Below are 25420 nucleotides of genomic sequence, written 5' to 3'. Positions count from 1 at the left end.
GGTTAGCCCCCCCTTAGCAAGGGGGGGTTGGGGGGGTTCGGAAGATGTGGTTAGCCCCCCCTTAGCAAGGGGGGGTTGGGGGGGTTCGGAAGATGTGGTTAGCCCCCCCTTAGCAAAGGGGGGTTGGGGGGGTTCGGAAGATGTGGTTAGCCCCCCCTTAGCAAGGGGGGGTTGGGGGGGTAAGGCGATATCTTTGTCTAAATTCACCAAACGGCATTTTTCGACGATCGCATCTACAATCGGCACACCGCGCCCAGTATCTTTCAAAGTTTGATAAGAAGCAATCAACTCGCTGAGTTCCTGCAAACCTTTATACAACCCAGCATTTTCAGCCGGAGGAGTCAGATAGCTGATAGTTTCAGCATAACTGCGACGCTTAGCAATTGTTGCCTCACTGGGATTATTAGCAGCGTAATAATAGAGATTAGGAATCTTGCCGATCAAACTGTCAGGATAACAATCCACAGACATTCCCATCTGCTTACCGGGCATGAATTCCAGGGAACCATGAGTGCCAAAGTGCAGCACCGCATCCGCACCCCAAATGCGCTCTAAATAAGTGTAATAAGCAGCAAAACCGTGGTGGGGACTAGCAGAACGAGAGAATAACAACCGCATCGGATCGCCTTCATAGCCAAAAGTCGGTTGTACTCCGATAAACACGTTGCCAAAGTGTTTCCCATAAATCAGCAAATTTTGTCCATCGCTGTTCAAATGTCCGGGAGGTGGGCCCCAATTTTCTTGCAACCGTTCCGAGTAAGGAGTGAATTCTTCATACTCAGCTACGGACATCCGGTAAGCAACATTTAATTCCGGGCTTTGGTATTGGGCTGTGGCATCATGGATGACTTCTTGCATCAGTTTCTCGGCAGAATCTGGCAATTCTGGCAAGTCATAACCGTTGCCTTTTAAGCCTTTCAATACTTCGTAAATCGAGCCGAAAACGTCTAAATAAGCTGCTGTTCCCACGTTCCCTTTATCAGGAGGGAAACTGAAAACTGTAATCGCAACTTTTTTGTCTAATTTCGGTTTGCGGCGCAGGACTGCCCATTTCATGGCGCGCTGGGAAATCGCCTCAATTCTATCTTGAAGGGCGATCGCCTTTCCTGTAGCGCCATCGCGTCCCGACACAATAATCGGTTCGATCGCACCATCCAACTCAGGAATCGCCACTTGCAGGGCAACTTGAATCGGGTGCAAACCTAAATCGCTATTTTCCCATTCTTCAGTTGTTTGGAAAACCAGCGGCAAAGCCACCATGTAAGGGCGATTTAATTTCTTCAAAGATTCGATCGCCTTCGGGTGATCTTGTTTCGCCGGCCCACCCACCAAAGCAAAACCAGTCAAAGAAACCACCGCATCAACAATCGGCAGAGGTGCAACACCTTTAGCCCCAACTTCCAAGAAGAAAGTTTCGACTGGTTTCGAGAAGTCCAAACCACCCGCAAAAATCGGGATTACCCGCGCGCCCATGGCCTCCAATTCCTGCACCATTGCTACATAGTGCGCGTCATCTCCTGTCACTAAGTGAGTGCGTTGCAACACTAAACCAATGCAAGGTGCCAGGGGGTCTTTAAGATCCGCAGAAATATCTGTGCGGGCATTAAACCAGTTCAGATATGCTTTGACATCCTCAAACATAGACGGTGCCAAAGGATGCCAAATTCCCATGTCTAGATAAACAACTGGTTCTTGGAAAGAAGACTTTGACAAATCTTTGAAGACATATTTCTGTGACAGCATCAGCAAGAAGTTTTCCAAGTTTTCTTGGGAACCTCCCAGCCAATACTGGAAACTCAGCATGAAGTTGCGGGCATCTTGGGCTTTGTCAAGGGGTAAATATTTCAGCACTTTCGGCAAGGTTTGCAGCAGCTTCAGCATTCCGTCTTGGAAGGAACTACCGGATTTTTCCTTCCGTTTTTTCATGAATTCGCCGATCGCACTTTTGCTTTGTCCCAACTGTGCCATGGAGAAACTGCCCATTTTATTGAGCCGCATCACCCCCGGCATCGACGGGAAAACCACGGCGACATCCAAGTTGTCGCGCACCGGTTCCACCGCCGCTACCACTTTTTCGGCTAAATCTTCGATAAAAATTAGAGAAGCTATAAATACGTTGGCATCAGCGACATCCCGTTTGAAAGCTTCGTAGTTTTCCGGGCTGCGAAGTTCTTCGATCAGGTAGCCGCTAATTTCGATCGCCAGATTCGGATTTTTGTTGTTGATCGATCGAACCGCTGCCGACAGGGCGCTTTGATACTGCGGTTCCAGTACGACATAGACCACCTTGAGGAGCGATCGCCCCTGCAAGTTTTCCGGCACGATGTGGCGAATGGTGGGCTTGACGTGAGTGAACATCCGGTTAGGCTCCTTTAAGATGCTGTTTTTCAGAATCGGGAATTTTTCTATCCCATAAGCATTTTTACCAGAAAACGCTTGCCATTAGGTGATTTGAGCCTGCACATGACACAATTCGACAAATTTAGGCCAATTTTTAGTTACATTTTTTTACAAATTCCTTGAGCAAACACTCCAAATTTTGTTTACATAAATTTACTTGACAAAATAATCAAAATATGTATCGAATTAATTTTAAAAGAGAAATAATCTCCAATCAACCAACCTTTGAGCAAAAAATCCTGAATAAAGTTCCAAGTTTGGGAGAACAGATCCAACTTGCGATAGAGGAATTAACAGAGGGAAAAAGGCATAATTTATGAAGGGAGAATAAAAACTTGGGATCGTTGCTTTTTCACAAAAACTATTTTTTCTGGGAAATTAAAACCATTTCATAAAGTCTGTTCCTGTGTAATTTTCCCCACGGCGTTCGAGTGAATGAAAAGCTAATTGGTATTCACGTTCAAACTCATCAAAACCTTGGTAAAAACAATATGGCTAACTACGCAATTTTTGACGAACAATACTACCTTGCCTCCTATCCTTGGATCAAACCAGCCATTGATGCAGGTATCATCAAATCCGGCAGAGAACACTTTGAAAAATTTGGTCAAGCCGGAGGTCTAACTAAAGTATCGCGCTATTTTGACGAAGCTACTTACCTAGCTGGGAATCCAGACATCCAACCCTTTGTCAAGACTGTCAATCCAAACGCGCCTTTCGCGACTGGACTAGACCACTTTATCCAGTTCGGTTACGATGAAGGACAGCGCCGCACTCAAGTATCGCCTGATTACAACGAAAATTTTTATTTAGCAAATAACTCAGAGTTGCAATCGTTTATAGGCCCCAATGCAGCTTTCAAATCAGGATACCAGCATTTCATTCAATTCGGGGTCAAAGAAGGTCGTTTTGGGACTTCATTTTTTGAACCGGAATACATCAAGAATAACCCCGATATTGTGCCGTCTATCGTCTCTGGAACCTTAAAAAATGGTCGCGATCACTACTTCAATTTCGGCAAAAACGAGCCTAACCGCAACGCAACTTTTGTCGGTAGCCGCAGCAACGATATTCTCACAGGCATTGGTGTGGGGAATACAGAACTGATTGGAGTGGAAGTAGGTCTCGATCCCCAACGCAACCGGCAGTATGAAAGCTTTGGAACCAATGAGTTCGATGTCTTGATTGGCGGCCCTGGCTCTGATAGATTTGTGCTCGGAGTTCCGGCTACAAGAGGTAACGTTACTCCGACCCCGCTCTATTTGGGTAATGGTCAAGCTACTATTCGGAACTTCAAGGCAGATCAAGATTTTATCCAACTGCAAGGAGCTTCTTTAGATAGCTATCAGCTAGTTCCTGTTGGCAGCAATTTGTCAATCCAAACACGTTTTGGAGACGTGCTCGGCGTGATTGAAGGAGGAGCAGGTTTGGGTTTAATCGCCCAAGGGGCTAATAGTAATGGTACTTTCTTGATTGGATAGTTATTGGTCATTAGTCATTAGTTATTGGTCATTAGTCATTGGTCATTGGTCATTGGTCATCAGTCATTAGCTAATGGTGATGATTGATGACTTTTTTTATCTGGAAAGCTAATGAGTATTCAAGCTCAAAATCATCCAAACATCAGGAGTAAAACATGGCTAACTACACAATTTTCGACGAAAAATACTACCTCTCACAATATCCTTGGATTCAGCCGGCCATTGATGCAGGAGTCATCAAATCCGGTAGAGAACACTTTGAAAAATTCGGGCGAGAAGGCGGCTTAACTAAAATATCGCGGTATTTTGACGAAGCTACTTACCTTGCAACCAAACCAAACATCGTATCCTTGGTTCGCACAGTCAACCCAAACGCACCCTTTGCCACCGGCCTCGATGAATTTATCCAGTTAGGTTACGATGAAGGAAACCGCTTATTCCGGCGCACTCAAGTATCGCCTGAGTACAACGAAGATTTTTATTTAGCAAATAACTCAGACTTGCGACCGTTTATTCAGAACGGAACTTTCAAATCAGGCTATCAGCATTTCGTTCAATTTGGGGCTAAAGAAGGTCGTTTTGGAACTTCATTTTTTGAACCAGAATACTTAAAGAAAAACCCGGATATCGTACCGTTTGTCAACTCAGGCGTATTGAAAACCGGCCGGGAGCACTTCTTCAATTTCGGGAAAAACGAGGCTACTAGATCCGCAACTTTTGTCGGCACCCGCAACAACGACTTCATCACTGGTGCGGGTGCGGGGACTGCGGAATTTGTCGGAGTAGAAGTAGGTATCGATCGCAACGGCAACCGACAGTATGAAAGCTTTGGCACCAATGAATTCGATATCCTGACTGGTGGCCCGGGAATTGATACATTCGTCCTCGGAGTTCCAGCAGCAGCCCAGAATCCCTCCCCAACACCGCTGTATTTGGGTAACGGTCAAGCTACGATTCGGAACTTCGACGCAAACGATTTTATCCAACTGCAAGGAAATTCTTTAAGCGACGGCTACAGCCTGACTCCTGTTGATGGCAATTTGTCAATCCAGCGTTTTGGAGATGTGATCGGCGAGATTGAAGGACGTGCAAACAACTTGAGTTTGATTTTCCAAAGATCTAACGGTAACGGTACTTTCTTGATTGGATAGTCATTAGTCATTCTAAAGAAACCGGGTTTTTTCCTGAATCCGCGATGATCTAACCAAATATTTCGCAAAAACCCGGTTTCTCGGCCCTGGGGCAAGTCATAGGTTATTCTAAAAAAACCCGGTTTCTCTGCCCTGGCGCGTCAGTCCTAAATTAGTTAATTTTGAGGTGAAAATCATGGCAAGCTATGACATCTTTGACGAAAAATATTACCTTTGGCAATATCCGTGGCTGAAACCAGCCATTGATGCAGGCATCATCAAATCCGGCAGAGAACACTTTGAAAAATTCGGTCAAGCCGCCGGCCTCACAAAAATATCGCGGTATTTTGATGAAGATACCTATATAGCTCAAAATCAAGATATTGCACCCTTTGTTCGCACCGCTAACAACCAAAATCGACCGTTTTCTTCAGGCTTAGACCACTTTATTCAGTTTGGTTACGAACAAGGCCGCACGCGAGTATCGCCTGACTACGACGAAGTTTTTTACTTAAAGCGCCACCCCGATATAACTCCCTTCGTCGAGAGTGGAACTTTTAAATCTGGCTTTCAGCACTTTATCAAATTCGGAAATACAGAAGGTAGGTATGGGACAAGTTTCTTTGAACCACGTTACTTGTCAGACAACCCAGATGTTGCGGCAGTTGTGGCGAATGGAACTTTGAAAACTGGTAGAGAACATTATCTAAAATTTGGGCAATTTGAGCCTATTCGATTCGGATTTTTTACTGGAACTAACGGCAATGATATTGTCACGGGATTTACAGCCGGAAAAAATCAAATTACAGGATTTCAAGTAGCTTTCGCTGGCCCTAATCCACCCTTGGGGATTAATAAGAATAAGTATGACGCTTTGAAGTTGGATGAGAGTACGAGAGTCCCTGTTCTGACTACCACTGAATTCGATACATTAATTGGCACTTCTGGTACTGATTACTTTGTTCTTGGAGATGCTGTTCCCAATGGCAGACTTAGTTTTATTAGCCGGGTCGATTTCTATACCGGAAGTGGCGAGGCCAGGATTGTCAACTTTGAAAAAGGAAAAGATTATCTCCAACTTGTGGAAAGCTTCGATCAACTTACCATCCGTCCATCAGGGGGAGACTTATTAATTCAAACATCGGGAGATACCATAGCCCGAATTCAGGGCGGAGCGAATCTAAATCTGCAACAGATTCCGATGACAAATCCGTTTAGTCCTCCTGTAGGTCTCACTTTTCTAGGCTAGAAAATAGAGAGTTTAAGTGATATTTAATATCAAATCCGTTAACATCGGAATTATTATTTCTCTCTTCTCTTTCTCTGTGTCCTCTGTGTCCTCTGTGGTTTAATCATTCCGATACAACCGGAATAAATATAAGTGTTCCGAAAAGGAAGCATTAGAAACAACTAAACAATCTTCTACCGTTGATTGAAAATTCACCATTCTTGTTGTGATTCCGCTTCTGCTTTGATTAAATTTTGCCGCATTTCCCCCCAATTCATCCGAGTAGAAATAGCATTTTCCAGAATTTGACCACGCTGTAAATATAAAACTTTGGTGGCAAATTCCTGGGCTAATTCTAATTGGTGATTTACCATTAAAATAGTGATTTTGCTGTTGGTTAACTCGGTGAGTACCTGCATCAAGTGGTGGGATTTGCCGGCATCTAGGGCAGATGTGGGCTCGTCTAAGAGCAAGATTTTGGGTTGGAGGACGATCGCCCGTGCGATCGCCACCAGTTGTTTTTGGCCTACTGAGAGTTGCAATTCTGTGCGTGTCAGCCATTCTTCGGGTATGTGCAATTGTGCGATCGCCCCACTAATTCTCTCTGCAATGTTTGATGGATGCACGCCGCGCAGCTTCAAAGGATAGGCGAGTGCTTCTCGCACCGACATTCCCAACAGCTTCGATTCTTGAATAACAAGGGTGATTTGTCTGCGAAGTTCGATCGCCCCTATTTGCCGATATTCCTGATTTTCCAGATAAATCGAGCCACTGGTAGGGCTGCTAAGTCGGTTTAGCAGCCGCAACAGGGTAGTTTTCCCCGCACCAGAAGGGCCAACAATCGCCACGCGATCGCCCCCAGTTACCTCAAAGGATATATTTTCCAGCAAGTAACTGGAGGCGATCGGTGTTTTAAAACTTACATTATCAACTCGCAATTGAGGAGTGGTTTCTGGATGATTTTCAGAATAATTAGGCATTGAATTAATTTAAAATATCTCAAAAAATTGTACATATTTCGATCCCCCTAAATCCCCCTTAAGAAGGGGGACTTTGATCGGAATCTTGTCCCCCCCTTATTAAGGGGGGTTAGGGGGGATCGGAATTCTATGCAAGGACCTATAAAATTGGTATGACTCCAGGGCGATCGCAACTAAATTCATCGGTGTATCCGTGTCGCGCCCCTCTTCATGCTCAAACCTTTACAGCTTTTTCCAAAGGAAAACCCAAATGTTCGCGCTGTTCCAAATAAAGCTGAGCCACCCGTCGCGCCAAGTTACGAATTTTGGTAATGTAGCGAGTTCTTTCTGTTACCGAAATCACACCTCTCGCATCTAATAAATTGAAAGTATGCGAACATTTTAACACATAATCAAGACTAGGCAAAACTAATCCTTTTTGCGTCAATTGTTCCGCCTCTTGTTCGTAGAGTCCAAACAGCGTAAACAGCAATTCAGGATTAGAAGCTTCAAAGTTGTAAGTACATTGTTCAATTTCCCCTTGCAGGTGAACATCGCCGTAAGTGATGCCATCTTTCCACTGAATTTTGGTCATCGCATCCACTTCTTGCAAATACATTGCCAGCCGTTCCAGTCCGTAGGTAATTTCAATCGAAACCGGGCGACAATCGATGCTACCGCACTGTTGAAAATAGGTAAATTGAGTTATTTCCATCCCGTCCAGCCAGACTTCCCAGCCGACACCCCAAGCTCCTAAAGTGGGGGATTCCCAGTTGTCTTCTACGAAGCGAATGTCGTGGTCTTCTGGTTTGATTCCTAATGCTCTCAGCGAGTCTAAATAGATTTCTTGGATATTAGGAGGAGATGGCTTAATTAAAACTTGATATTGATAGTAATGTTGGAAGCGATTGGGATTTTCGCCGTAGCGTCCGTCGGTGGGGCGGCGACAGGGTTCGACGTAGGCGACTGACCAAGGTTCGGGTCCGATCGCTCTGAGAAAGGTGTGGGGATTCATGGTGCCTGCACCTTTTTCTGTGTCGTAGGATTGGGCGATCAGGCAGCCGCGATCGCTCCAGAATTTGTTTAAGGTGGCAATGACTGATTGAAAGTTCACTGGTTTAAATATGGTTGGTGAGTGTCTAAACTTATTTAAGCATACTCAAGGCAGTGAGTAAGTACAAATAAGATCGTGTCCAGTAGATCGCACGTAAGAAATTCGATCGAGGACTATTTAGAAGATTAGGGTATTTATTTTAGTATAATTTATACTCCTTAAAATCGTTCTCAAGCTGCTGGGGTTTGAAGGCAAGGTGAGGGTGTGGAAAATGGGTTCCAGGGCAAGCTATTACCCAGATTACTGGGAAAGAGGTTTCAACCCTATTGGTCTCCAATCACCAGAAGGAATAAATGCAGCCCAGTAGTAGGGATGCTGATAATTTTCACTCTTTAGCATCTCTAATTGAGTCTGGCGCAGTGCCTCACTCCGTCCCTGATTGTTTAGCAATCGGTTGTAGTATTTCACCATCAAGTCTTTAGTCCCATTATCATCAACTTTCCACAAGCTGATTAGCTGACTCTCAGACCCTGCAATTACTAAAGCCCGACGCAAGCCATAAATACCTTCGCCAGTGGCATCTTTTCCTATACCCGTATCGCAGGCAGACAACGCCACCAGTTTTGTCCCGACGAGGTTTAGGGTAGTGACTTCTAAGGCGGTGAGAACGCCATCTTCATTACCTCCGCCCTGCTGCTTTTTGAACCCAGATAGAACTAATCCTGAAAGCAGCAGAGGATTGTCATTAATGGTATTTTGATTGGATTGAGAGCGTGACCCATCTTGAAAGAAACCGTGCGTGGCAATATGAAGAATCTGAGGGCTTTTTACCTGTTTGATTGCACTTTCCGTAGCTTGGGAATGTAGTAGGGGGTTAATTTTAAAAAGAGATGCTATTGCCCTTGCTTCTTCTGCTGTACCTGATAGGGGAGAAAATATTATTTTGGAAAGGTCGATCGAACGGGTATTGTTGCTGTTGCTACTAACGGTTGCGACTTCACCAGGACGATCGAAATAGGGGTCAGCTAAGACGACTGGTGGCTGTTTGCTAGGAGATGAGATTTGCAGTCGCAACAAGTCGCGTCCGGAGGTGAGGTAAGTAAAGGAATAGTTTTCTACTAAGTATTGGTTATTTTCATCAACTAATGCTTCAAAGGGAATGAGATTGAGTGCGCCATCGGGGGAGAGGAGGATTTTGTCAGTATTTCCCAACAATTTTCGCACGGGCTGCATGAGGAGTCGATCCAAATTACGTGCAGATTCTTGCAGTTGAGAGATAGGAGTGTTTTGATCGGCCAAAGATTGACGGAATAATTCTAGGGATTTCTCAATTTTATTGGCTTCGCCTAAGTCGATAGCTTGGATATTTCCACTGGAAGTCAGGATGTAGGCGGCGTAATGAGGTTCGCCAAAGCGTTGATTTAGTTGTGCTTTGGGATTGACAGGTTGATATCGCACAAATTCTACTAAAGCTGCATCGGTTGGAATTAATTTTTGAATTTTTTCTAACGGGACGGATTGGGCAAGAGTGCGGAATTCTGCACTGCGACGACTGAGTTGGTCTTCTAGCTGTTTGGCTCGATCGTCAATGTCAGAAACTCGCTGGCGGTATTCTTGCAGTAGAAGTTTATCGGGTTGATTGTAAATCAGGGTTGCAAGTTGGCTGTAAGTATTGGATAGGTTATCAATTAATTTCTGGCTTTCTGGGTCATTGACACGCTGACGCAAAATTTGCAGGCTATTGGTGAAGATATCTAAGATGCGTCCTTTGCGTTGGAAGATGGTAGTAAGGGCTAAACGAGCAACTTGTGAGTTGTCACCAGCAGAATTTAGGTGCAGAGAGATAGTAGCATCTGTGGTTGCAGAGACGGTTTTAATGTAATCGCGTTTCTGGCGATCGAACCCTACAGCCAAGTTGAGAGAGAGGTTATGTTCTTCAATCTTCAGCCCTTGTGTCAGGAAGTCGAGGGCATTGTTAGTGCTACCTTGACTCCAGTAAAGAAATGCCAGATTTATCAGGCTATCTGCCACATCGGGATGGGTATCTCCTAGCGAGCGTTTTCTCAATTCTAAAGCTTGCTCAAAGAGGGGTTTAGTTTCCTTGTAACGTCCCTGACGTTTGTATAGACCTCCCAGATTATTCAGACTGTTTGCTACAAGAGGATGTTCTTCCCCTAGTAATCGTCTTCTCAGTTCTAAAGCTTGGTGATAGAGGGGTTCAGCTTGACCGTCGCGTCCCTGGTTCGCGTATACAAAGGCCAGATTATTCAGGCTCGTTGCAACATCAGGATGTTCCTCGCCCAGCAAGCGTTTTCTCAGTTCTAAGGATTGGCGATAGAGGGGTTCAGCTTCACCGTAGCGTCCCTGTATTTCGTACAAACCAGCTAAATTATGTAGAGCAAATGCGAAATGGATATTTTCTCGAGATGGCGAACGTTCTATCAGTTCTAGAGCCTGCCGAAAGAACGCTTCTGCATCTGTGTAGCGTCCTTGACGCTGGTACAGATATGCTAAATTAATTAAACTAGCTGCTACCTCAGGATGTGCTTCCCTCAGCGAACCTTTTCTGATTTCTAAAGCTTGGCGATAGAGGGGTTCAGCTTCACCGTAACGTCCCTGGTGCAAGTAAAGACTTGCCAGGTTATTCAGGCTAACTGCTACAGCAGGATGTTGTTCTCCTAGCGAACGTTTTCTCAGTTCTAAAGCTTGGCGATAGAGAGGTTCGGCTTCCCTGTAGCGCCCCTGTCGCAGGTACAGAAGTGCCAAATTATTCAGGCTCGTTAATACAGCAGGATGTTGTTCTCCTAGTAAACGTTTTCTCAGTTCTAAAGCTTGGCGATAGAGAGGTTCGGCTTCCCTGTAGCGTCCTTGGTTTTCGTACAGAGTTGCTAGATTATTGAGGGTATATGCTACAAGAGGATTGTCTTCCCCCAGCAAGCGTTTTCTTAATTCTAAAGCTAGAATAAAAACGGGTTCAGCTTCCCTGTATCGTCCCTGATTCATGTAAAGATATGCCAGATTATTCAGGCTGGCTGCCACATCAGGATGTTCCTCCCCCAGCAAGCGTTTTCTCAGTTCTAAGGCTTGGCGATAGAGGGGTTCAGCTTCACTGTAGCGTGCCTGCTCTCCGTAAAGAGTTGCCAGACTATCGAGGCTAGCTGCCACATCAGGATTTTCCTCACCCAGCAAGCGTTTTCTCAGTTCTAAAGCTTGCTGAAAGAGAGGTTCGGCTTCCCTATAGCGTCCTTGATTGTAGTACAGAGTTGCTAGGTCATTGAGGCTAATTGCGACATCGAGATGCTCATTTCCCAATACCTTCCTGCGAATAGACAGCACACGCTCTAATAAGGGAATCGCTTCTTGGTATTTGCCCTGATTATATAATTGGTTTACCTGCTGTACCAATGATTCTACTTCCGCCAATTCATCCGACTGAGTAGTTAATGTTGGAGGAGTTACCTGCCCTTTCGCCAACTCTGGCACAAAAAACCATAAACCAGCAATTCCCAACCAACTCATCAAAGCCAATGTTTGCTTCACTCTCAACTTACTCATCAGGAAATCCTCCCTTTCAGATCATCTAATTTTTGCTGTAATTTCTGTACCTTTCCTTCATCACCCAGCACCCGATAACTACTCTGCGCTTCCTGATATCGCTGCAAAGCATTTTTCAATTGGTCGAGGGTTTCCTCAACTTCGCCCAAACTCTCTTGAATCATGGCTTGTGCTTCCCAATTCTGTTCTGCCTTTGCCAAGTTCAATCCAGTTAAATATCGTTCTTTCGCCAACGAATTTAACCCCACCTGCTGGTAAATACTGCCTAATAGCTGATAAAATGCGGTGGCTTGGTTCCCCTGTTTGACTGCTTTCTCCAAGACCGCAATTGCCTCAGAATTCAACTGATTGCTTCTGTACAGATGTGCCAGCGCCAACACTTTTGACTTGTCACTTAAGGGCTGCTGTTGTAACTGTGAAATCTCCGTTTTAACCCGCTGCGTATCCGCGTCGCTTAGTACAGTAAATCCAGGGTTATCCTTATCTTTAGTCGAAACACCATTATTAGTCGCAATCGTCACCCAATAACGCTTCCCAGCTTGCAGCACTTCGTTTCCAGAATAAACAACTTGTGGCTGGCTAACCTGGGTTTTCCAATTCACACCAGGCCCCGATACCTGAACCTGATAGCTAGCCGCACCTGCTACCATATTCCAAGTTATGGTTGGCTGGCGAGTCAAAATATAGGTGTTTCGAGGACTAATTAAGTAGGGAATTGTGGGGTCGTTGGCATTGCGAGTTTCACTGCGGTTGCTGTTAGGTCTTCTGAGAACTGCTTTAGTTGCAGATGTGCAGCCTTGGGAAACCAGGAATTCTCCTCTAGACTGAGGATTCCAAGTCAATAAGTTATTGCAAACCACTGTCACCCCTGCACCTTGTTGCAGTCGTAACTTATCTGAAGGATTTAGGTTCTCACCCCCATAAGCTCGTTGGTATTTTCCCCGACCATCTCGCTTAATTTCAACTGTTCCTTTAACCTCAGAAACAAAAATCAATCCCTCTTCTTTGGTAAATCCAGGCGTGGATATGCTAACTATAAATAAACTAAAAAAGATTCCAATTAGCCTGCTTATTTTGTTGGGTTTGTGCATTTTTTTCCGGCTTTGCTTAATTTTTCTTGGGATAGATGCAACCAAGTATCTTCATCAGGATTAAGTCTCGAAGCAAGCTGACAGCATTTAAGCCATTGTTCCAACGCTTTCGGTTTTTTTTGTTTATCCAAAGCTTGCGCTAACAAGCAATGTGCAGCACCCGGATTACTGATATACTTTGCCGCTTCTGGGTTATTGGTAATCCCAATCGCTGCTTGCAGGGTTAGTCGCGCCTCTTCATACCTGCCTTGCTCCAATCTTACCCAACCCAGGTTTTTAAACAAGCTATACCGAAGTTCAGGATCGCTATTTTGCTTTTGCGCTAACAAAAGACCTTTTGCCAGTATAGAAGCTGCCTGTGGATATTTTTTATCCTGAATCTGTAAACGACCTAAGTTATTATAAGCGTCTGGCAAATTGCCCGCAACAGCAATTTGGTATTCCTTCTTAGCTTTTTCCAACTCCTGCCACTCTTCGTAGAGATTACCCAGATTGTAATGAGCGTCAACATTATCTGCATTCAGAGCAATTGCTTTCAGGTAATCCTGTTCAGCTTCTCCTAAATTCCGTTCAGTATAATTCTTTAAACCGTTGCGGTTATAAAGATTAGAAATCAAGGGTAAAGAAAGCCAAATACTAATTAAAGTTAGGAATAAAAGCACAGCAGATACCAATTTAGCTTCCTCTCGGTACTGTTTAGAAATATTCAACTTTTCCAGTAATTTATCAAAGCCTTCTTGACCTGCTTTGGTAAGTTCGCTACTAGCCTGTAGTAACGCGAAAATACTGGGTAAAATAACAGCAGCAGCTCCTCCAAATCCGACTCCCCCACTGAGAAAGCGAGTGGCAATATTCACCAGGAAACTAAGGTTAGCAGTCCAAGCCGCAACTGTCAGACCTTTCCACAACCAATCCCAAACATCCCAAGGGTGGGGAGGTGCTAAGCTTTCGAGTTTCCACCACCAGGCTTCTGCGGGAGGACAAACACTTTCACGCCACTGAGCAAATTGCTCAATTGTTTTGCAATTAACGGCTTTGGTAATCAGTTCGGCTTGTTCCCTGAGAGCAGAATCTAACTCAATAACTTGCTTCAACCCGCTGGTAGGAATAATTTTTTGCTCCTTTAAAGCCACCTGCACGGCATCCCGTGCCTTCAAAACTTCCAGAACTTGTTTAACCTCAATCGAAGAGCCAGCCTGTTTCAGGCTCTCAATTGCTGCTTCATAACACTTAAGAGTTGTATCTAGCTGATTCCTCATGATCTGTAATAAGTTCTAACTGCCATTATGAAAGCGATATGATTTAAGAATCTTCAATTCAAAAGTCCTATAGCAATATCACAGTTTCAGCAGATTGATTTCCCCCATTACGAGGGCGAAGATGTAAGGTGATTTCCGTATCGAGTCGCTTCAGAAAAATCAGTAGTTTTCCTTCGCTGAACCGTTGAAACTCTCCGTTCATTAAATGAGAGACTTCTGGTTGTGGAATGCCCAGTAACTCGCTCATTTCACGCTGTTCCAAGTTGCGCTGTTTCAACAGACGAAGTACCTGAATTCCGATTTTACCCCGCGCAAAAAGTTCGTCAGCATCTGCCAATCCCAGGTCAGCAAATACATTACCGCTGCTTTCTTCAAAAATGGTTTCTTCTGTCATAATTTTTCCTCCCTCGCTAGTGCGTTTTGATAGCGTTTTTTAATTAAGTCAACATCAGTCTGTGGGGTTTTAATCCCTTGCTTTGATTTCTTCTGAAAAGCGTGCAACACATAGATTTTGTCACCAATCTTGACAGCATAAACCGCCCTGTAAGTATCCGTATCGTAACGTTTGACGATTTCATACACACCGCTTTCCACCCCTTTAAAGGGCTTGGCTGACAAAGGTGTTTCCCCAGCTTGCACCAGTTGTAGCGCATAACCTACCGCTTGTTGTACCTCTTCAGGAAACTCGCGGATATTTTTGCGAGAGTCTCCCATCCAAACAAGAGACCGCATCTTTGGCGAGCTCTTTCTCTATCTGCGACAATACAAACCCGTCAATCCTTGGCGCGTCGTTGTCATCTATCCCAATCGTCGCATCGAACACGAACAGATGCTGCAATTTCAGGAACTCCTAACCAGTCAGCGGGTGCAACGGATTTACCTCGATGAATTGCCAGAAACCGCAGATCGATCGCTCGGAGTGAAAGTTGTTAAACTGGTAATCGAGCCAGCAGAGACAGCCGCAGAACAAGCACGACAGTCGATCGCCATGGCCCGCCAACAGTTATCCGATCCGATCGTTCTACGCGATTTAATCAGCCTCATCGAAACAATTATCGTCTACAAACTCCCCCAAAAAAGCCGCGAGGAAATTGCCGCCATGCTAAATTTAAGCGAACTCAGACAAACTCGATTTTATCAGGAAGTCAAGCAAGAAGGTTTAGAAGAAGGACTCGAACAAGGACTCGAACAAGGACTCGAACAAGGTGAACGGCAGGCGAAGTTAGAAGCCATTCGTCGGATGATCACGTTTGGCATGAATTTAGAGACGATCGCCCAATTATTAGATTTGTCTGTAGAATTTGTGCGGAAAACGATTAACAAAATCCAACGCGAATCCATGTCAATCCCCGAACAAAAGATTGACTCGTTGATCGAACTATTAACTCAGCAGCGATCGCTCTTTTCGGCCACACAATTAACTGAACTAGCGCAGCTAATTGAACCTTTATCTGATGAGAGCGATGTCCTTTCCGAAACGATTTCATCCTGGGCTGAAAATTACCCTGCAATTCAGGAAGCTCAAGCTATACTCCTAGAACCACTACTGCCGATCGCCAAAGCATCAGAAACACCCGCAGCAAGCCCAGAAAGCGAATCTCCAATGGGCGATCGCCTCAACAAGCAAGCTCTCAAAAATGCCATTTTATTGTAATAATTCGGCGGTTGAAACCGCTACTACACAAACAAAGCCCGCCTCCGCGGGCTAAGAAATAAAGCGAGGATTTCAGCTAAATTGCAAGGCTCTTGTAGGGGCAATCCCCCCGTGGTTGCCCTAGCCCTAGGCATAGTGAGTCAGTCCTCTAAAAAACAAAATAGTCAGAGTCCCGACTTCTTGAAGAAATCGGGACTCTGACAGTGAAAAGGTTTAGATTACTTTCTCGTTTAGTCTGCGGGTGCGAGGGAAACTAACAGAGTGATGTTGTCAACGCCGATGACAAAAACCGTGTCTCCTGGTGTTAAAGTGATTTGGCGATCGCACCGTGCGGGCCACCAGCTACCTTGGAAACGAACGCGACCAGTTTGATTGGGGTAAATCGATTCATCGACAACTGCTTCTTCGTTGAAGTAGTGGAAATTGGTATTGATGTAGTTGTCGATTAACATATTATGTGCTGTGATGTATTTTTGATTAGAAAAAATAGAACCGAAAGCTTTTACTACGTTCAACATTTCCCTGACTCCTTTGTTGTTTATATATGTGAAAATTTAATAGTCGGTTTATGCTATTTGAGAGGCTGCATTTCCTCGATTGCAATTGATTACTTTTTCGGGTTGTTCGCGCTCTAATTTAGTCTGCGGGTGCGAGGGAAACCAAAAGAGTGATGTTGTCAACGCCGATGACAAAAACCGTGTCTCCCGGTGTTAAAGTGATTTGGCGATCGCACCGTGCGGGCCACCAGCTACCTTGGAAACGAACGCGACCAGTTTGATTTGGGTAAATTGATTCATCGACTACTGCTTCTTCGTTGAAGTAGTGGAAATTGGTATTGATGTAGTTGTTGATTAACATATTATTAGCAGTGCTGTAATTTTGAGCGGAAAAGATAGAACCGAAAGCTTTTACGACGTTGAACATATCCGTAACTCCTTGTGTGTTAATATAGGATCTAATTTTGTTTGTATGCAATTTGAAAGGCTGCATTTCCAGGGTTGAGATTATTTATTCCTGATATTTCATTGTTCTTGCTTTCCCTCCTTTTTTCAGGATAGAATTCAAATAAGTTTTGAAATACTTAAGAAAGTTGCCAATCTGTTTATCAAAGTCCTAAATCTGCTAATTACCAGGAATGGAATTAAGGATTTAGTTGTGTGGTAGTTAGTGGTATTTACCTCTAGGTTGGATGTTGTTAGCTACATTAGAGATTGAGTGATTCCGCATTACTGAGACTAGGAAAATATTTTATTTTTCGGTTGCCTTTTTTTGACTGGGTTGTGACTCACTTGCTTTACATTTACTAATTTGCCAGGAGTCTAAGGTATTTGGTGCGATCGCCTGTCCACTTTCGAGTGCTGGTATTGGCACAGGACAATTTTCACCGGGCAAACAACGATTTTATAAAGTTTTTCGGCTAGATAACAGCCGTAGTGCTGTGCCACTTACGCCCAGTGACACAGGACTAGGTAAATCATCAACTTACACAATCGGGAGCTCCAAACCCGGAATATCCGTAAATTAGACATCTGTTAAACAGCCTGTGAAGGGCTCGCTGGATGCCTACCCCAAGAATTTTCGGAGATGTCTAGTCTTTAACATTTGTTTGATACTGCATAATAGTGACAGGAATTCTGAAAAAAATTTTAGCTAATTGAGACAAGCCGAATTTAAATTTAAGCGACTGCGGTAACTCTTGCCATGGAGCTTGTACGAACCCAAAGCGAGTGTAAAATGCTGCAAGTCTGGAACCCAAACATTCTAAGTACAGAGGTGCTGTAGCCTGTGCAATCAAATGTTGAGTGAGGTAAGTCCCCAAACCGCGATCGCGCCAATCCTTCATCACCACCAAACTACCCAATTCTTGCGCCCCCGCAAAGTTCCGCAACTGTCCGCAAGCAGCCAGATGCCCACCACATTCTATTACCCAGAATTGCTGCCAACGCAACTGAGTTGGATCGAGCTTTGCACTCCAAACTAACATTCTAATTGATTTGATATCTTGAGCTGCGGCTGGGCGGATGGTGCATCCTGATGGTAAGGAAGTAAATTTCTGAGTCATTAGTTTTGATATAATCATAAAAAGCTCATAAATATTATGGCAATTTATTTCTACAGCACTAGGGACGAGTATGGCAGTTTTTCTAATTTCTCTGCTCACGGCTTCGAGTTAGACGGGGAATACTGGCCAACTAGCGAGCATTATTTTCAAGCACAAAAGTTTCCCGGTACGCATCATAGCGATCGCATTCGCCAACTAAAAACACCAAAAGATGCAGCGAAAATGGGGCGCGATCGCACTCTGCCCCTGCGTTCGGATTGGGAACAGGTGAAAGATGAGATTATGAAAAAAGCTGTCCTGCGGAAATTTGAAACTCATGGGGAAATTCGCGAAATTTTACTAGCCACTGGTGACGAGGAAATAGTGGAAAATTCACCCATTGATTACTATTGGGGTTGTGGCAAAGATGGCAGTGGCAAAAATATGTTGGGACAGATCCTGATGGCTGTGCGCGAGATATTGCGATCGCGCACCCAAGACTAAAATAAAACTCACAGCTTTCTGGATTGAGGATGATTAGTTGAGAGCATTTGGATCTTCGCCCAACTCCCGCAATCTAGCTGCTAGTCGATCGGCTCGCTGGCGTTCCTGTTCCGCCTGTTGTTGAGCAGCTTCCTCCGGTAACAAAACTAAATTCCCAAATTCGTCGAAAAAACGCACCCAAATTGCTGTTTCTCGATCGACTGTTCCTTCCCAAGTTCCCAACCAAAAACCCAAGGTTTCGCACCACAGCCAACCCTGCTCATTCGCCACTAACGGTTCATAGCCCAAGCCGGGATTTAAACGCCATCCTTGCAAAGAATTTGGATCGAAAGGATCGAATATAAAATAATCAGGAGTCCTAAAAATCCGCTCATAAATATCCTTTTTTACTCCTTTGTCTGCACTAGCAGTTGACGGCGAAAGCAGTTCCACAATCACATCCGGGTAACGTCCATTTTCCTGCCAAACAACCCAACCTTGTCGAGTAGGAGTGCTGTCAACATCCATAACCGCAAAAAAATCAGGTCCTCGAAAATCGCGATTGCGAAGCTGTTCGGCGCTGAAATAAATAAACATATTACCGCCCGCAAAAAAATCGCTGCGGTGAGCTAAACCTTGCTCTAAAGAACGAATTAAAACATTCATACCTATGCGGTGGCGGTTGCTTTCCATTTCTGCACCATCATCAAAGATTAAATCAATCGGTGGCTGATTTTCTGCGAAGAACAAGTCTTCTTCTGTCAAAATTTGATCGGCAACTGATTCAACAGACATCGTACCATCTCCCGATTTAGTTTTATCGATGTTTCTATTCTACAATGTCACTTGCCCGAACTCACAGATGCGGCCATAGATACCTGTTCCACAATCAACAGTATTTTCTCTTAATTCTCTCGTCCCCAGGCTCTGCCTGGGGACGCAGATCTAGAGGCTCTGCCTCATCTTTTCCTCCGTAACTGACGAGGCAGAGCCTCTAGATATCGGTTCCCAGGCAGAGCCTGGGAACCAGTTACAGGCAAGTTACAGACGATTTACGATATACGTCAAATTTAACGTACAATAAAAACAACGTAGATTGCACAAATATAATTAAGCATACAAAATGAAAGCAAATCCAGGCGGAGAAATTGCCCCAGCAGAAGTCATGGGGCGGGACAAGTTAATTGCTGATTTGTGGGGAATTTTAGAGCAGCAAAGTGTCATATTGAGTGCCGAGCGCCGGATGGGCAAAACCTCAGTAATTAAGAAAATGCGATCGGAAGCTACCACAGATAAATTGCCGATTTATCGTGACTTGGAAGATGTGAAATCTCCCTTAGAATTTGTCGAAAAAGTCTTTCAGGATGTGGAAGCATATTTAACAGGTTTTAATCGCACCGCCAAGAAAACTCGCGGATTACTAAAACACTTGGGAGGAGCAGAATTTAGCGGTTTCAAGTTACCTGAAATTGCCGCGCCTCACTGGAAAGCATTGCTGACGGAAACGATCGCAGATTTGGTAGAAAATCAAGACCGCAGAGTCATCTTGTTTTGGGATGAAGTACCGTATATGCTGGACAATATCGGCGATGCAGCCGCGATGGAATTGCTCGATACATTGCGCTCGATTCGCCAGATGTACCCCGCTGTGAGAATGGTTTATACAGGTTCGATCGGATTGCATCACGTCCTCGGCGTGCTCAGAAAAGCGGGTTATACAAACGATCCGATTAATGATATGTACGTCCAAGATGTGCCACCGCTATCTGCAAAAGATGCCACGAATTTAGCCCGCAAATTGCTGGAGGGCGAAAATATTAAAACACCGGATATTCAAGGAACAGCAGTTTTTATCGTCGATGAATTAAGTAACATTCCTTTCTACATTCATCACTTAATTGTTAAACTCAAATTGCGCGGTGGTTCAGGGGATATCGCAGCAGTTAAAGAAATAATTGCTGATTGTTTAGATGACCCGCTGAATCCTTGGAGGATGGAACATTATCGACAACGACTTGATAGTTACTACGATGACAAACAGCGTCCTTATGCTCTGAATTTGCTCGATATTTTGGCGGCGGCTGATGGGGCTTTGTCCTTTGATGAGTTGTTTAGTGGAATCAAGCAAGAGTCGGAAACTCAAGATAAGGAAATGGCGAGGAAAGTGTTAAGGCTTTTGGAGCAAGATTACTATATTTATAAGCAAGATAGCAAATATTTATTTCGCTATCCGCTAATTCAAAAATACTGGAAATCCTTAAGATGTTGAGGAGAATCCGGCGTTTCGGTAATTCGGCAGTCCGGCAGTCCGGCAGGGGTTTAAACCCCTGCCTCATAGCGAAAGTCCTCTGAAGAGGACTAATAAGTTTATTCATTTTAATCATTTTAATCGTTTTTAATCGTTACCAGGCTTTGGTTGGAAGTTACAGAAGACTCATGAGTTCTTCAGTCCTCTTCAGAGGACTTTCGCTATGAGACAGGGAATTGATTCCCTGTCGGACTAGCGGGTTCGCGGAGAGACTAACGGGCGGACAGACTGGCGGACTCACCAACAAAATAACCAACAGAATCAACCCATGAAAAACACAATAATCTCTCGATTTACCCCTAGCTTGATGGCACCAGAAACCCTAGAAGCCATCCTCGTCCAGCGTCACCAACTAGCCAATTATTTAGTAGATAACATCCGAGAGAGCGCTACCACAGATAACAGACATTATCAACTGCTAATCGGGCCGCGCGGCATTGGCAAAACTCACTTGGTTTCTCTGATTTATCACCGCATTGCGAAGATGGAGGATTTGCAGGATAAATTGCTAATTGCTTGGCTGCGAGAAGAAGAGTATGGGATAGCATCTTTCTTGGATTTATTGATTGCAATTTTGCGCGCTATTGGTAAAGAATATCCGGCAGAATATCAGACTGAGTTACACGATGCTGTGGAAGGGCTTTATGAGTTGTCGCCGGAGGATGCGGAATCTGTGGCGGCACAATTGTTGAGAGATTTTGTGGGAAAGCGCGTTTTGCTGTTGATTGTGGAAAATTTGGATGATGTGTTTGGTGGGTTGGGCGATATCGGACAAAAGGAGTTTAGGGCTTATATTCAAAATAATAGTTTTTTTACTATTTTGGCAACTTCCCAAAGTTTGTTTGATGGCATTGAAAGCCGTGACAAACCTTTTTATGGCTTTTTTTATCCTCACAATCTCAATGAATTATCACTCGATGATGCTGTAAATTTATTAAATCAGATTGCTAGCTTGGAAGGCAAGACTGAATTAGCAGCTTTTATTCAAAATTCCACGGGGCGCAATCGGATTAAAGTTGTGCATTTCCTGTCTGGGGGCAGTCCCCGCATCTATATGGTTTTCTCCGATTTTTTGGTGAATCGCGAATCTCTCAATGGACTGGTGGAAGCATTTATGGCGATGCTGGACGATTTGACGCCCTATTACCAGGATCGGATGAAATATATCTCAAATCAGCAGCGCAAGATTGTGGATTTTTTGGCTGATTTGCGCCGCGCGGCCCCGGTGAAAGAAATTGCTAAGCGCTGTTTTATCTCTCAACAAACTGCATCAAGTCAACTGAAAGATTTGCGGCAAAAGGGTTATGTGAAAACTGAAGAAATCGGGCGAGAGTCTTGGTACGAATTGCGGGAACCGCTGATGCGTTTTTGTTTGGAAGTGAAGAAGCAGCGCAATGAACCGGTTAGATTGTTTGTGGATTTTTTGCGGGTTTGGTATACGAAGGCAGAGTTGCAGCAGCGATTGGGATTGAGGATGGCGGATGTGGATTTTGGGGACAAGGAAAGTCGTTTTGAGTATTGGGAAGATTTGAAGCCGATTCCTCATGATGCTGTGATGGAACGAGAATATTATCGGCGGGCGCTGGAGGAGAAGGAGAGAAATGAGGAAGATCCGCGTTTCAAGGCTTATTTTGATGAAATTGAAAATTGTCGCGAACAAGAAGATTATGTTTCTGCTTTAGAATATGCGGAAAGATTGGTAGGAAGTCGCGGCGAGGCAAAAGATTGGTCGGAAAAAGGACGTTGTTTAAATAGGCTGGAACGTTATGATGAAGCTTTAGAATGTTTAGATAAAGCGATAGAACTTGATGCTAATTATCAGCAGGCTTGGGCTAATCGAGGTAATGTACTCGACAACCTCAAACGCTATGATGAAGCTTTAGCATCTTTCGATCGGGCGATCGAACTTGATGCTAATGATAAGTGTGCTTGGGCTTTACGAGGCGATGTACTCGACAACCTCAAACGCTATGACGAAGCTTTAGTATCTTACGATCGGGCGATCGAACTAGATGCCAATTATCAGTGGGCTTGGGCTTTACGAGGCGATGTACTCGACAATCTCAAACGCTATGATGAAGCTTTAGCATCTTACGATCGGGCGATCGAACTAGATGCTAATGATCCGTGGGATTGGCGTAGGCGAGGCAATGTACTCAACAGCCTCGAACGCTATGATGAAGCTTTAGCATCTTACGATCGGGCGCTCGAACTAGATGCCAATTATCAGTGGGCTTGGGCTTTACGAGGCAATCTACTCAACAACCTCAAACGCTATGATGAAGCTTTAGCATCCTTAGATAGGGCGATCGAACTTGATGCCAATTATCAGTTGGCTTGGTTTTTACGAGGTAATGTACTCAACAACCTCAAACGCTATGACGAAGCTTTAGCATCTTACGATCGCGCGATCGAACTTGATGCTAATGATCCGTGGGATTGGCGTAGGCGAGGCAATGTACTCAACAACCTCAAACGCTATGACGAAGCTTTAGCATCTTACGATCGGGCGATCGAACTAGATGCTAATGATCCGTGGGATTGGCGTAGGCGAGGCAATGTACTCAACAACCTCAAACGCTATGACGAAGCTTTAGCATCTTACGATCGGGCGATCGAACTAGATGCTAATGATAAGTGGGCTTGGTTTCAGCGGGGCTGGGTACTAGATAATCTCGGCCGGTATGAAGAAGCTTTAATATCTTGCGATAAGGCGATCGCACTTGGTTATCAATCTTCATATGTATTCTTCAATCGCGCCATTGCCATTCTCGGATTAAATCGTTGGGATGAAGGCATCGCCGCCTTAGACGACGCATTCCAACGACTTGAATCAGATGACGAAGCTAGTTCGGAAGATGCCGAATTAATTATCAGCACCCTATTCACCAGCAACGATCCAATAATATATCAAACTCGCATCACCAGCCTAATTGCAGTTTACAAAAAACACAAATATCTCTCAATCTTAGGACAGGGAATTGTGCGAAACATCCCCGCGCTAATGTCAGAAATGGTCAGCGACAAAGCCGCCCGCACTTGGTTAGAATTGTGGCAAGAACCAACCAGCAACTACGAACAATTCCAAATTCCCATGCGCCTGCTGAATGCGGCTGTCCGCTATAAGGAAACCAAGGGCGACAGACGAGTTTTGCTAGAACTTCCCATAGAAGAACGCCATTTATTAGAACCGTTGGTATCAGGAAAAATAGAATAAGTAACACAGGATTTAGGGACTCCGACAAAGAAACCGGGTTTTTATCAAATCTGTCGGTAACAACGAAGTATTTTCGTAAAAACCCGGTTTCTCGGCTTCATAGGTATAAAATATAAATTGATGCTACTAGCAATGGAGTCATCCCCATGACAACAACAATTCCCACTCAAACTTTGCCAGCAATCATCTACCCAGACAGCGACGGAAAACCCATGTCTGACAATACCAAACAGTTCCAATTAATCGTAAAAATTCAAGGCGGAATAGATGCCTTATTCAAAGACAACGAAAATGTCTTTGTAGCAGGTGATTTGCTATGGTATCCCGTCGAAGGAGATAACAAAACTCGCCAAGCACCTGATACTATGGTAGTCTTTGGCAGACCCAAAGGTGACAGAGGTTCCTACCAACAGTGGCTGGAAGATAATATTGCGCCACAAGTTGTCTTTGAAATCATCTCCCCCGGCAACCGCATGGGAGAAATGTTTAAGCTGTTTAAGTTCTACGAAAATTATGGAGTCGAAGAATATTATGTCTACAGTCCAGAGGATAATGAGTTAATAGGTTGGCTGCGAACTGATGGAGAACTCAACTATATTGAATCAATGGAGGGTTGGGTGAGTCCGCGGTTGGAAATTCGTTTTGAAACTGCATCGGGAGACTTGGAAATTTATCGTCCTGACGGACTGAAGTTTTTGTCTTATGTGGAGTTGTCAAGACAAATGGAACAAGAACGACAGGAGAAAGAGTTAGTACAGCAAAAAGCCGATCGCCTTTCAGAAAAACTCCGAGAAATGGGCATAAATCCAGAGGACATTTGAGATTATAATAGTCCTCGAATCACGGGCGATCGGAAACCGGGTTTTTCACCGAATCTGCGGGCTGTAACGCGCTTATCCTAAAAACCCCGGTTTCTAGGCCCCCATATCTTAACTATGCAAAATCCTCGCCAAATAGCGTTTCTCGCACTCCGCGAAGTCCACCGCCGTGGTGCATTCGCAGATGTCGCCCTCGATCGCACTTTTCGCAATTGTCAACTCACCGACCTCGATCGCCGTTTAGTCACAGAATTAGTCTATGGTAGTGTCAGGAGAATGCGCGCGATCGACTTTATCATCGACAAACTAGCCACCAAAAAATCCTCCCAACAACCGCCAGAACTTCGCACCATCCTACATTTAGGCTTATATCAACTCCAATATCTCAACCACATTCCCCCCTCCGCCGCCGTCAACACCACAGTTCAACTAGCAAAAGAAAACGGCTTTTCAGGACTCAGCAGTTTTGTCAATGGTTTATTGCGGCAGTATATTCGTTTAACCCCCCCAACCCCCCCTTATCAAGGGGGGGCTAAGAGTGCTCCTAATTCCCCTCCACAACCAGAGACTGAAACCCCCCCAACCCCCCCTTACCAAGGGGGGGCTAAGAATAGTCCTAATTCCCCTCCACAACCAGAGACTGAAACCACCTCTAATCCCCCCCCTTACCAAGGGGGGGCTAGGGGGGGTTTAAATCCCGAACCACAACCAGAGACTCAAACCCCCCCCCACCCCCAAGATA

At 44.6% G+C, this 25420-nt stretch carries 21 protein-coding genes; 9 read left to right on the top strand and 12 right to left on the bottom strand.

The genetic code is table 11. The features are described from left to right. Positions 1-2358 (bottom strand): magnesium chelatase subunit H (gene bchH, locus ACBR23_RS24390; RefSeq protein ID WP_371125694.1); only part of this gene is annotated, 2358 nt, incomplete at its 3' end. A gap of 533 nt (positions 2359-2891) precedes the next feature. Here bchH and ACBR23_RS24385 point away from each other — a divergent pair. The 3 genes from ACBR23_RS24385 (at position 2892) to ACBR23_RS24375 (ending at position 6260) form a co-directional block, all read left to right on the top strand. Then, on the top strand, positions 2892-3881 hold the full coding sequence (locus tag ACBR23_RS24385) for a calcium-binding protein (protein WP_371117774.1): 990 nt from the start codon (positions 2892-2894) through the stop codon (positions 3879-3881). Between the two features lie 155 nt (positions 3882-4036). Beyond that, on the top strand, positions 4037-5032 hold the full coding sequence (locus ACBR23_RS24380) for a calcium-binding protein (protein ID WP_371117761.1): 996 nt from the start codon (positions 4037-4039) through the stop codon (positions 5030-5032). A gap of 175 nt (positions 5033-5207) precedes the next feature. Continuing rightward, on the top strand, positions 5208-6260 hold the full coding sequence (locus ACBR23_RS24375; RefSeq protein WP_371120612.1) for a calcium-binding protein: 1053 nt from the start codon (positions 5208-5210) through the stop codon (positions 6258-6260). Between the two features lie 191 nt (positions 6261-6451). On the opposite strand, the gene ACBR23_RS24370 is transcribed toward ACBR23_RS24375, so the two are convergent. From ACBR23_RS24370 to ACBR23_RS24340, 7 genes are all read right to left on the bottom strand, one after another. After that, entirely contained in the window at positions 6452-7219 is a 768-nt protein-coding gene (locus ACBR23_RS24370; protein WP_371120613.1) for an ATP-binding cassette domain-containing protein, read from the bottom strand. Positions 7220-7433: 214 nt separating this feature from the next. Further along, positions 7434-8312 carry a glycine--tRNA ligase subunit alpha gene (glyQ, locus tag ACBR23_RS24365; RefSeq protein WP_371120614.1) on the bottom strand — a complete coding sequence of 293 codons (879 nt, stop codon included), beginning with the start codon at positions 8310-8312 and terminating at the stop codon, positions 7434-7436. 240 nt (positions 8313-8552) lie between these two features. Then, positions 8553-11807 (bottom strand): tetratricopeptide repeat protein, encoded by a 3255-nt coding sequence (locus tag ACBR23_RS24360; protein ID WP_371120615.1) that lies wholly within the window; start codon positions 11805-11807, stop codon positions 8553-8555. Further along, entirely contained in the window at positions 11807-12802 is a 996-nt protein-coding gene (locus tag ACBR23_RS24355; RefSeq protein ID WP_371120616.1) for a tetratricopeptide repeat protein, read from the bottom strand. Before ACBR23_RS24355 ends, ACBR23_RS24360 begins: the two co-directional genes overlap by 1 nt. Before the next feature lie 74 nt (positions 12803-12876). Further along, positions 12877-14157: a tetratricopeptide repeat protein gene (locus tag ACBR23_RS24350; protein ID WP_371120617.1), complete on the bottom strand. Its 1281-nt coding sequence runs from the start codon at positions 14155-14157 to the stop codon at positions 12877-12879. A gap of 67 nt (positions 14158-14224) precedes the next feature. Further along, positions 14225-14551 carry a helix-turn-helix domain-containing protein gene (locus ACBR23_RS24345; protein ID WP_293178127.1) on the bottom strand — a complete coding sequence of 109 codons (327 nt, stop codon included), beginning with the start codon at positions 14549-14551 and terminating at the stop codon, positions 14225-14227. Further along, entirely contained in the window at positions 14548-14871 is a 324-nt protein-coding gene (locus ACBR23_RS24340; RefSeq protein ID WP_371120618.1) for a type II toxin-antitoxin system RelE/ParE family toxin, read from the bottom strand. The genes ACBR23_RS24345 and ACBR23_RS24340 overlap by 4 nt, the downstream gene beginning before the upstream one ends. On the opposite strand from ACBR23_RS24340, the gene ACBR23_RS24335 reads away from it, so the two are divergent. Next, positions 14855-15811 (top strand): Rpn family recombination-promoting nuclease/putative transposase, encoded by a 957-nt coding sequence (locus ACBR23_RS24335; RefSeq protein ID WP_371120619.1) that lies wholly within the window; start codon positions 14855-14857, stop codon positions 15809-15811. The two genes, ACBR23_RS24340 and ACBR23_RS24335, sit on opposite strands and share 17 nt — an antisense overlap. Positions 15812-16041: 230 nt before the next feature. On the opposite strand, the gene ACBR23_RS24330 is transcribed toward ACBR23_RS24335, so the two are convergent. From ACBR23_RS24330 to ACBR23_RS24320, 3 genes are all read right to left on the bottom strand, one after another. Then, on the bottom strand, positions 16042-16329 hold the full coding sequence (locus ACBR23_RS24330) for an NfeD family protein (protein WP_340523814.1): 288 nt from the start codon (positions 16327-16329) through the stop codon (positions 16042-16044). Positions 16330-16447: 118 nt separating this feature from the next. Further along, a complete protein-coding gene (locus ACBR23_RS24325) occupies positions 16448-16735 on the bottom strand; it encodes an NfeD family protein (RefSeq protein WP_340523812.1) in 288 nt (95 codons plus the stop codon). Between the two features lie 664 nt (positions 16736-17399). Then, positions 17400-17873 carry a GNAT family N-acetyltransferase gene (locus ACBR23_RS24320; RefSeq protein WP_371120620.1) on the bottom strand — a complete coding sequence of 158 codons (474 nt, stop codon included), beginning with the start codon at positions 17871-17873 and terminating at the stop codon, positions 17400-17402. 36 nt (positions 17874-17909) lie between these two features. Here ACBR23_RS24320 and ACBR23_RS24315 point away from each other — a divergent pair, with 36 nt between their 5' ends. Beyond that, a complete protein-coding gene (locus ACBR23_RS24315; protein WP_341737046.1) occupies positions 17910-18356 on the top strand; it encodes an NADAR family protein in 447 nt (148 codons plus the stop codon). Between the two features lie 33 nt (positions 18357-18389). Here ACBR23_RS24315 and ACBR23_RS24310 read toward each other — a convergent pair whose 3' ends face one another. After that, the gene (locus ACBR23_RS24310; protein ID WP_341737045.1) at positions 18390-19130 is read right to left on the bottom strand and encodes a Uma2 family endonuclease; all 741 of its coding nucleotides are present in this window, start codon (positions 19128-19130) and stop codon (positions 18390-18392) included. A 328-nt stretch (positions 19131-19458) separates the two neighbouring features. Between ACBR23_RS24310 and ACBR23_RS24305 the strand changes: the two genes are divergently transcribed. From ACBR23_RS24305 to ACBR23_RS24290, 4 genes are all read left to right on the top strand, one after another. Continuing rightward, complete coding sequence (locus ACBR23_RS24305; RefSeq protein ID WP_371120621.1) at positions 19459-20604, top strand: hypothetical protein; 1146 nt, start codon at positions 19459-19461, stop codon at positions 20602-20604. A gap of 307 nt (positions 20605-20911) precedes the next feature. Continuing rightward, the gene (locus ACBR23_RS24300) at positions 20912-23860 is read left to right on the top strand and encodes a tetratricopeptide repeat protein (RefSeq protein ID WP_371120622.1); all 2949 of its coding nucleotides are present in this window, start codon (positions 20912-20914) and stop codon (positions 23858-23860) included. Positions 23861-24006: 146 nt separating this feature from the next. Then, positions 24007-24681, top strand: coding sequence for a Uma2 family endonuclease (locus ACBR23_RS24295; protein ID WP_371120623.1), 675 nt, complete (start codon positions 24007-24009; stop codon positions 24679-24681). Positions 24682-24795: 114 nt separating this feature from the next. Further along, positions 24796-25420: transcription antitermination factor NusB (locus ACBR23_RS24290; protein ID WP_371125693.1), on the top strand; the 625-nt coding region annotated here is incomplete at its 3' end.

Source organism: Microcoleus sp. (assembly GCF_041354475.1).
In the GTDB taxonomy this organism is placed as follows: Bacteria; Cyanobacteriota; Cyanobacteriia; order Cyanobacteriales; family Microcoleaceae; genus Microcoleus.
Note: the sequence above shows the minus strand (reverse complement) of the source record. Positions and strands in the feature narration are given on the sequence as shown.

Excerpts from the sequence above, each read along its gene's own strand:
- ACBR23_RS24385 (WP_371117774.1), top strand. The coding sequence starts at position 2,892 with ATGGCTAACTACGCAATTTTTGACGAACAATACTACCTTGCCTCCTAT.
- ACBR23_RS24380 (WP_371117761.1), top strand. The coding sequence starts at position 4,037 with ATGGCTAACTACACAATTTTCGACGAAAAATACTACCTCTCACAATAT.
- ACBR23_RS24375 (WP_371120612.1), top strand. The coding sequence starts at position 5,208 with ATGGCAAGCTATGACATCTTTGACGAAAAATATTACCTTTGGCAATAT.
- ACBR23_RS24370 (WP_371120613.1), bottom strand. The coding sequence starts at position 7,219 with ATGCCTAATTATTCTGAAAATCATCCAGAAACCACTCCTCAATTGCGA.
- ACBR23_RS24360 (WP_371120615.1), bottom strand. The coding sequence starts at position 11,807 with ATGAGTAAGTTGAGAGTGAAGCAAACATTGGCTTTGATGAGTTGGTTG.
- ACBR23_RS24350 (WP_371120617.1), bottom strand. The coding sequence starts at position 14,157 with ATGAGGAATCAGCTAGATACAACTCTTAAGTGTTATGAAGCAGCAATT.
- ACBR23_RS24345 (WP_293178127.1), bottom strand. The coding sequence starts at position 14,551 with ATGACAGAAGAAACCATTTTTGAAGAAAGCAGCGGTAATGTATTTGCT.
- ACBR23_RS24340 (WP_371120618.1), bottom strand. The coding sequence starts at position 14,871 with ATGGGAGACTCTCGCAAAAATATCCGCGAGTTTCCTGAAGAGGTACAA.
- ACBR23_RS24330 (WP_340523814.1), bottom strand. The coding sequence starts at position 16,329 with ATGTTGAACGTAGTAAAAGCTTTCGGTTCTATTTTTTCTAATCAAAAA.
- ACBR23_RS24325 (WP_340523812.1), bottom strand. The coding sequence starts at position 16,735 with ATGTTCAACGTCGTAAAAGCTTTCGGTTCTATCTTTTCCGCTCAAAAT.
- ACBR23_RS24320 (WP_371120620.1), bottom strand. The coding sequence starts at position 17,873 with ATGACTCAGAAATTTACTTCCTTACCATCAGGATGCACCATCCGCCCA.
- ACBR23_RS24315 (WP_341737046.1), top strand. The coding sequence starts at position 17,910 with ATGGCAATTTATTTCTACAGCACTAGGGACGAGTATGGCAGTTTTTCT.
- ACBR23_RS24310 (WP_341737045.1), bottom strand. The coding sequence starts at position 19,130 with ATGTCTGTTGAATCAGTTGCCGATCAAATTTTGACAGAAGAAGACTTG.
- ACBR23_RS24305 (WP_371120621.1), top strand. The coding sequence starts at position 19,459 with ATGAAAGCAAATCCAGGCGGAGAAATTGCCCCAGCAGAAGTCATGGGG.
- ACBR23_RS24300 (WP_371120622.1), top strand. The coding sequence starts at position 20,912 with ATGAAAAACACAATAATCTCTCGATTTACCCCTAGCTTGATGGCACCA.
- ACBR23_RS24295 (WP_371120623.1), top strand. The coding sequence starts at position 24,007 with ATGACAACAACAATTCCCACTCAAACTTTGCCAGCAATCATCTACCCA.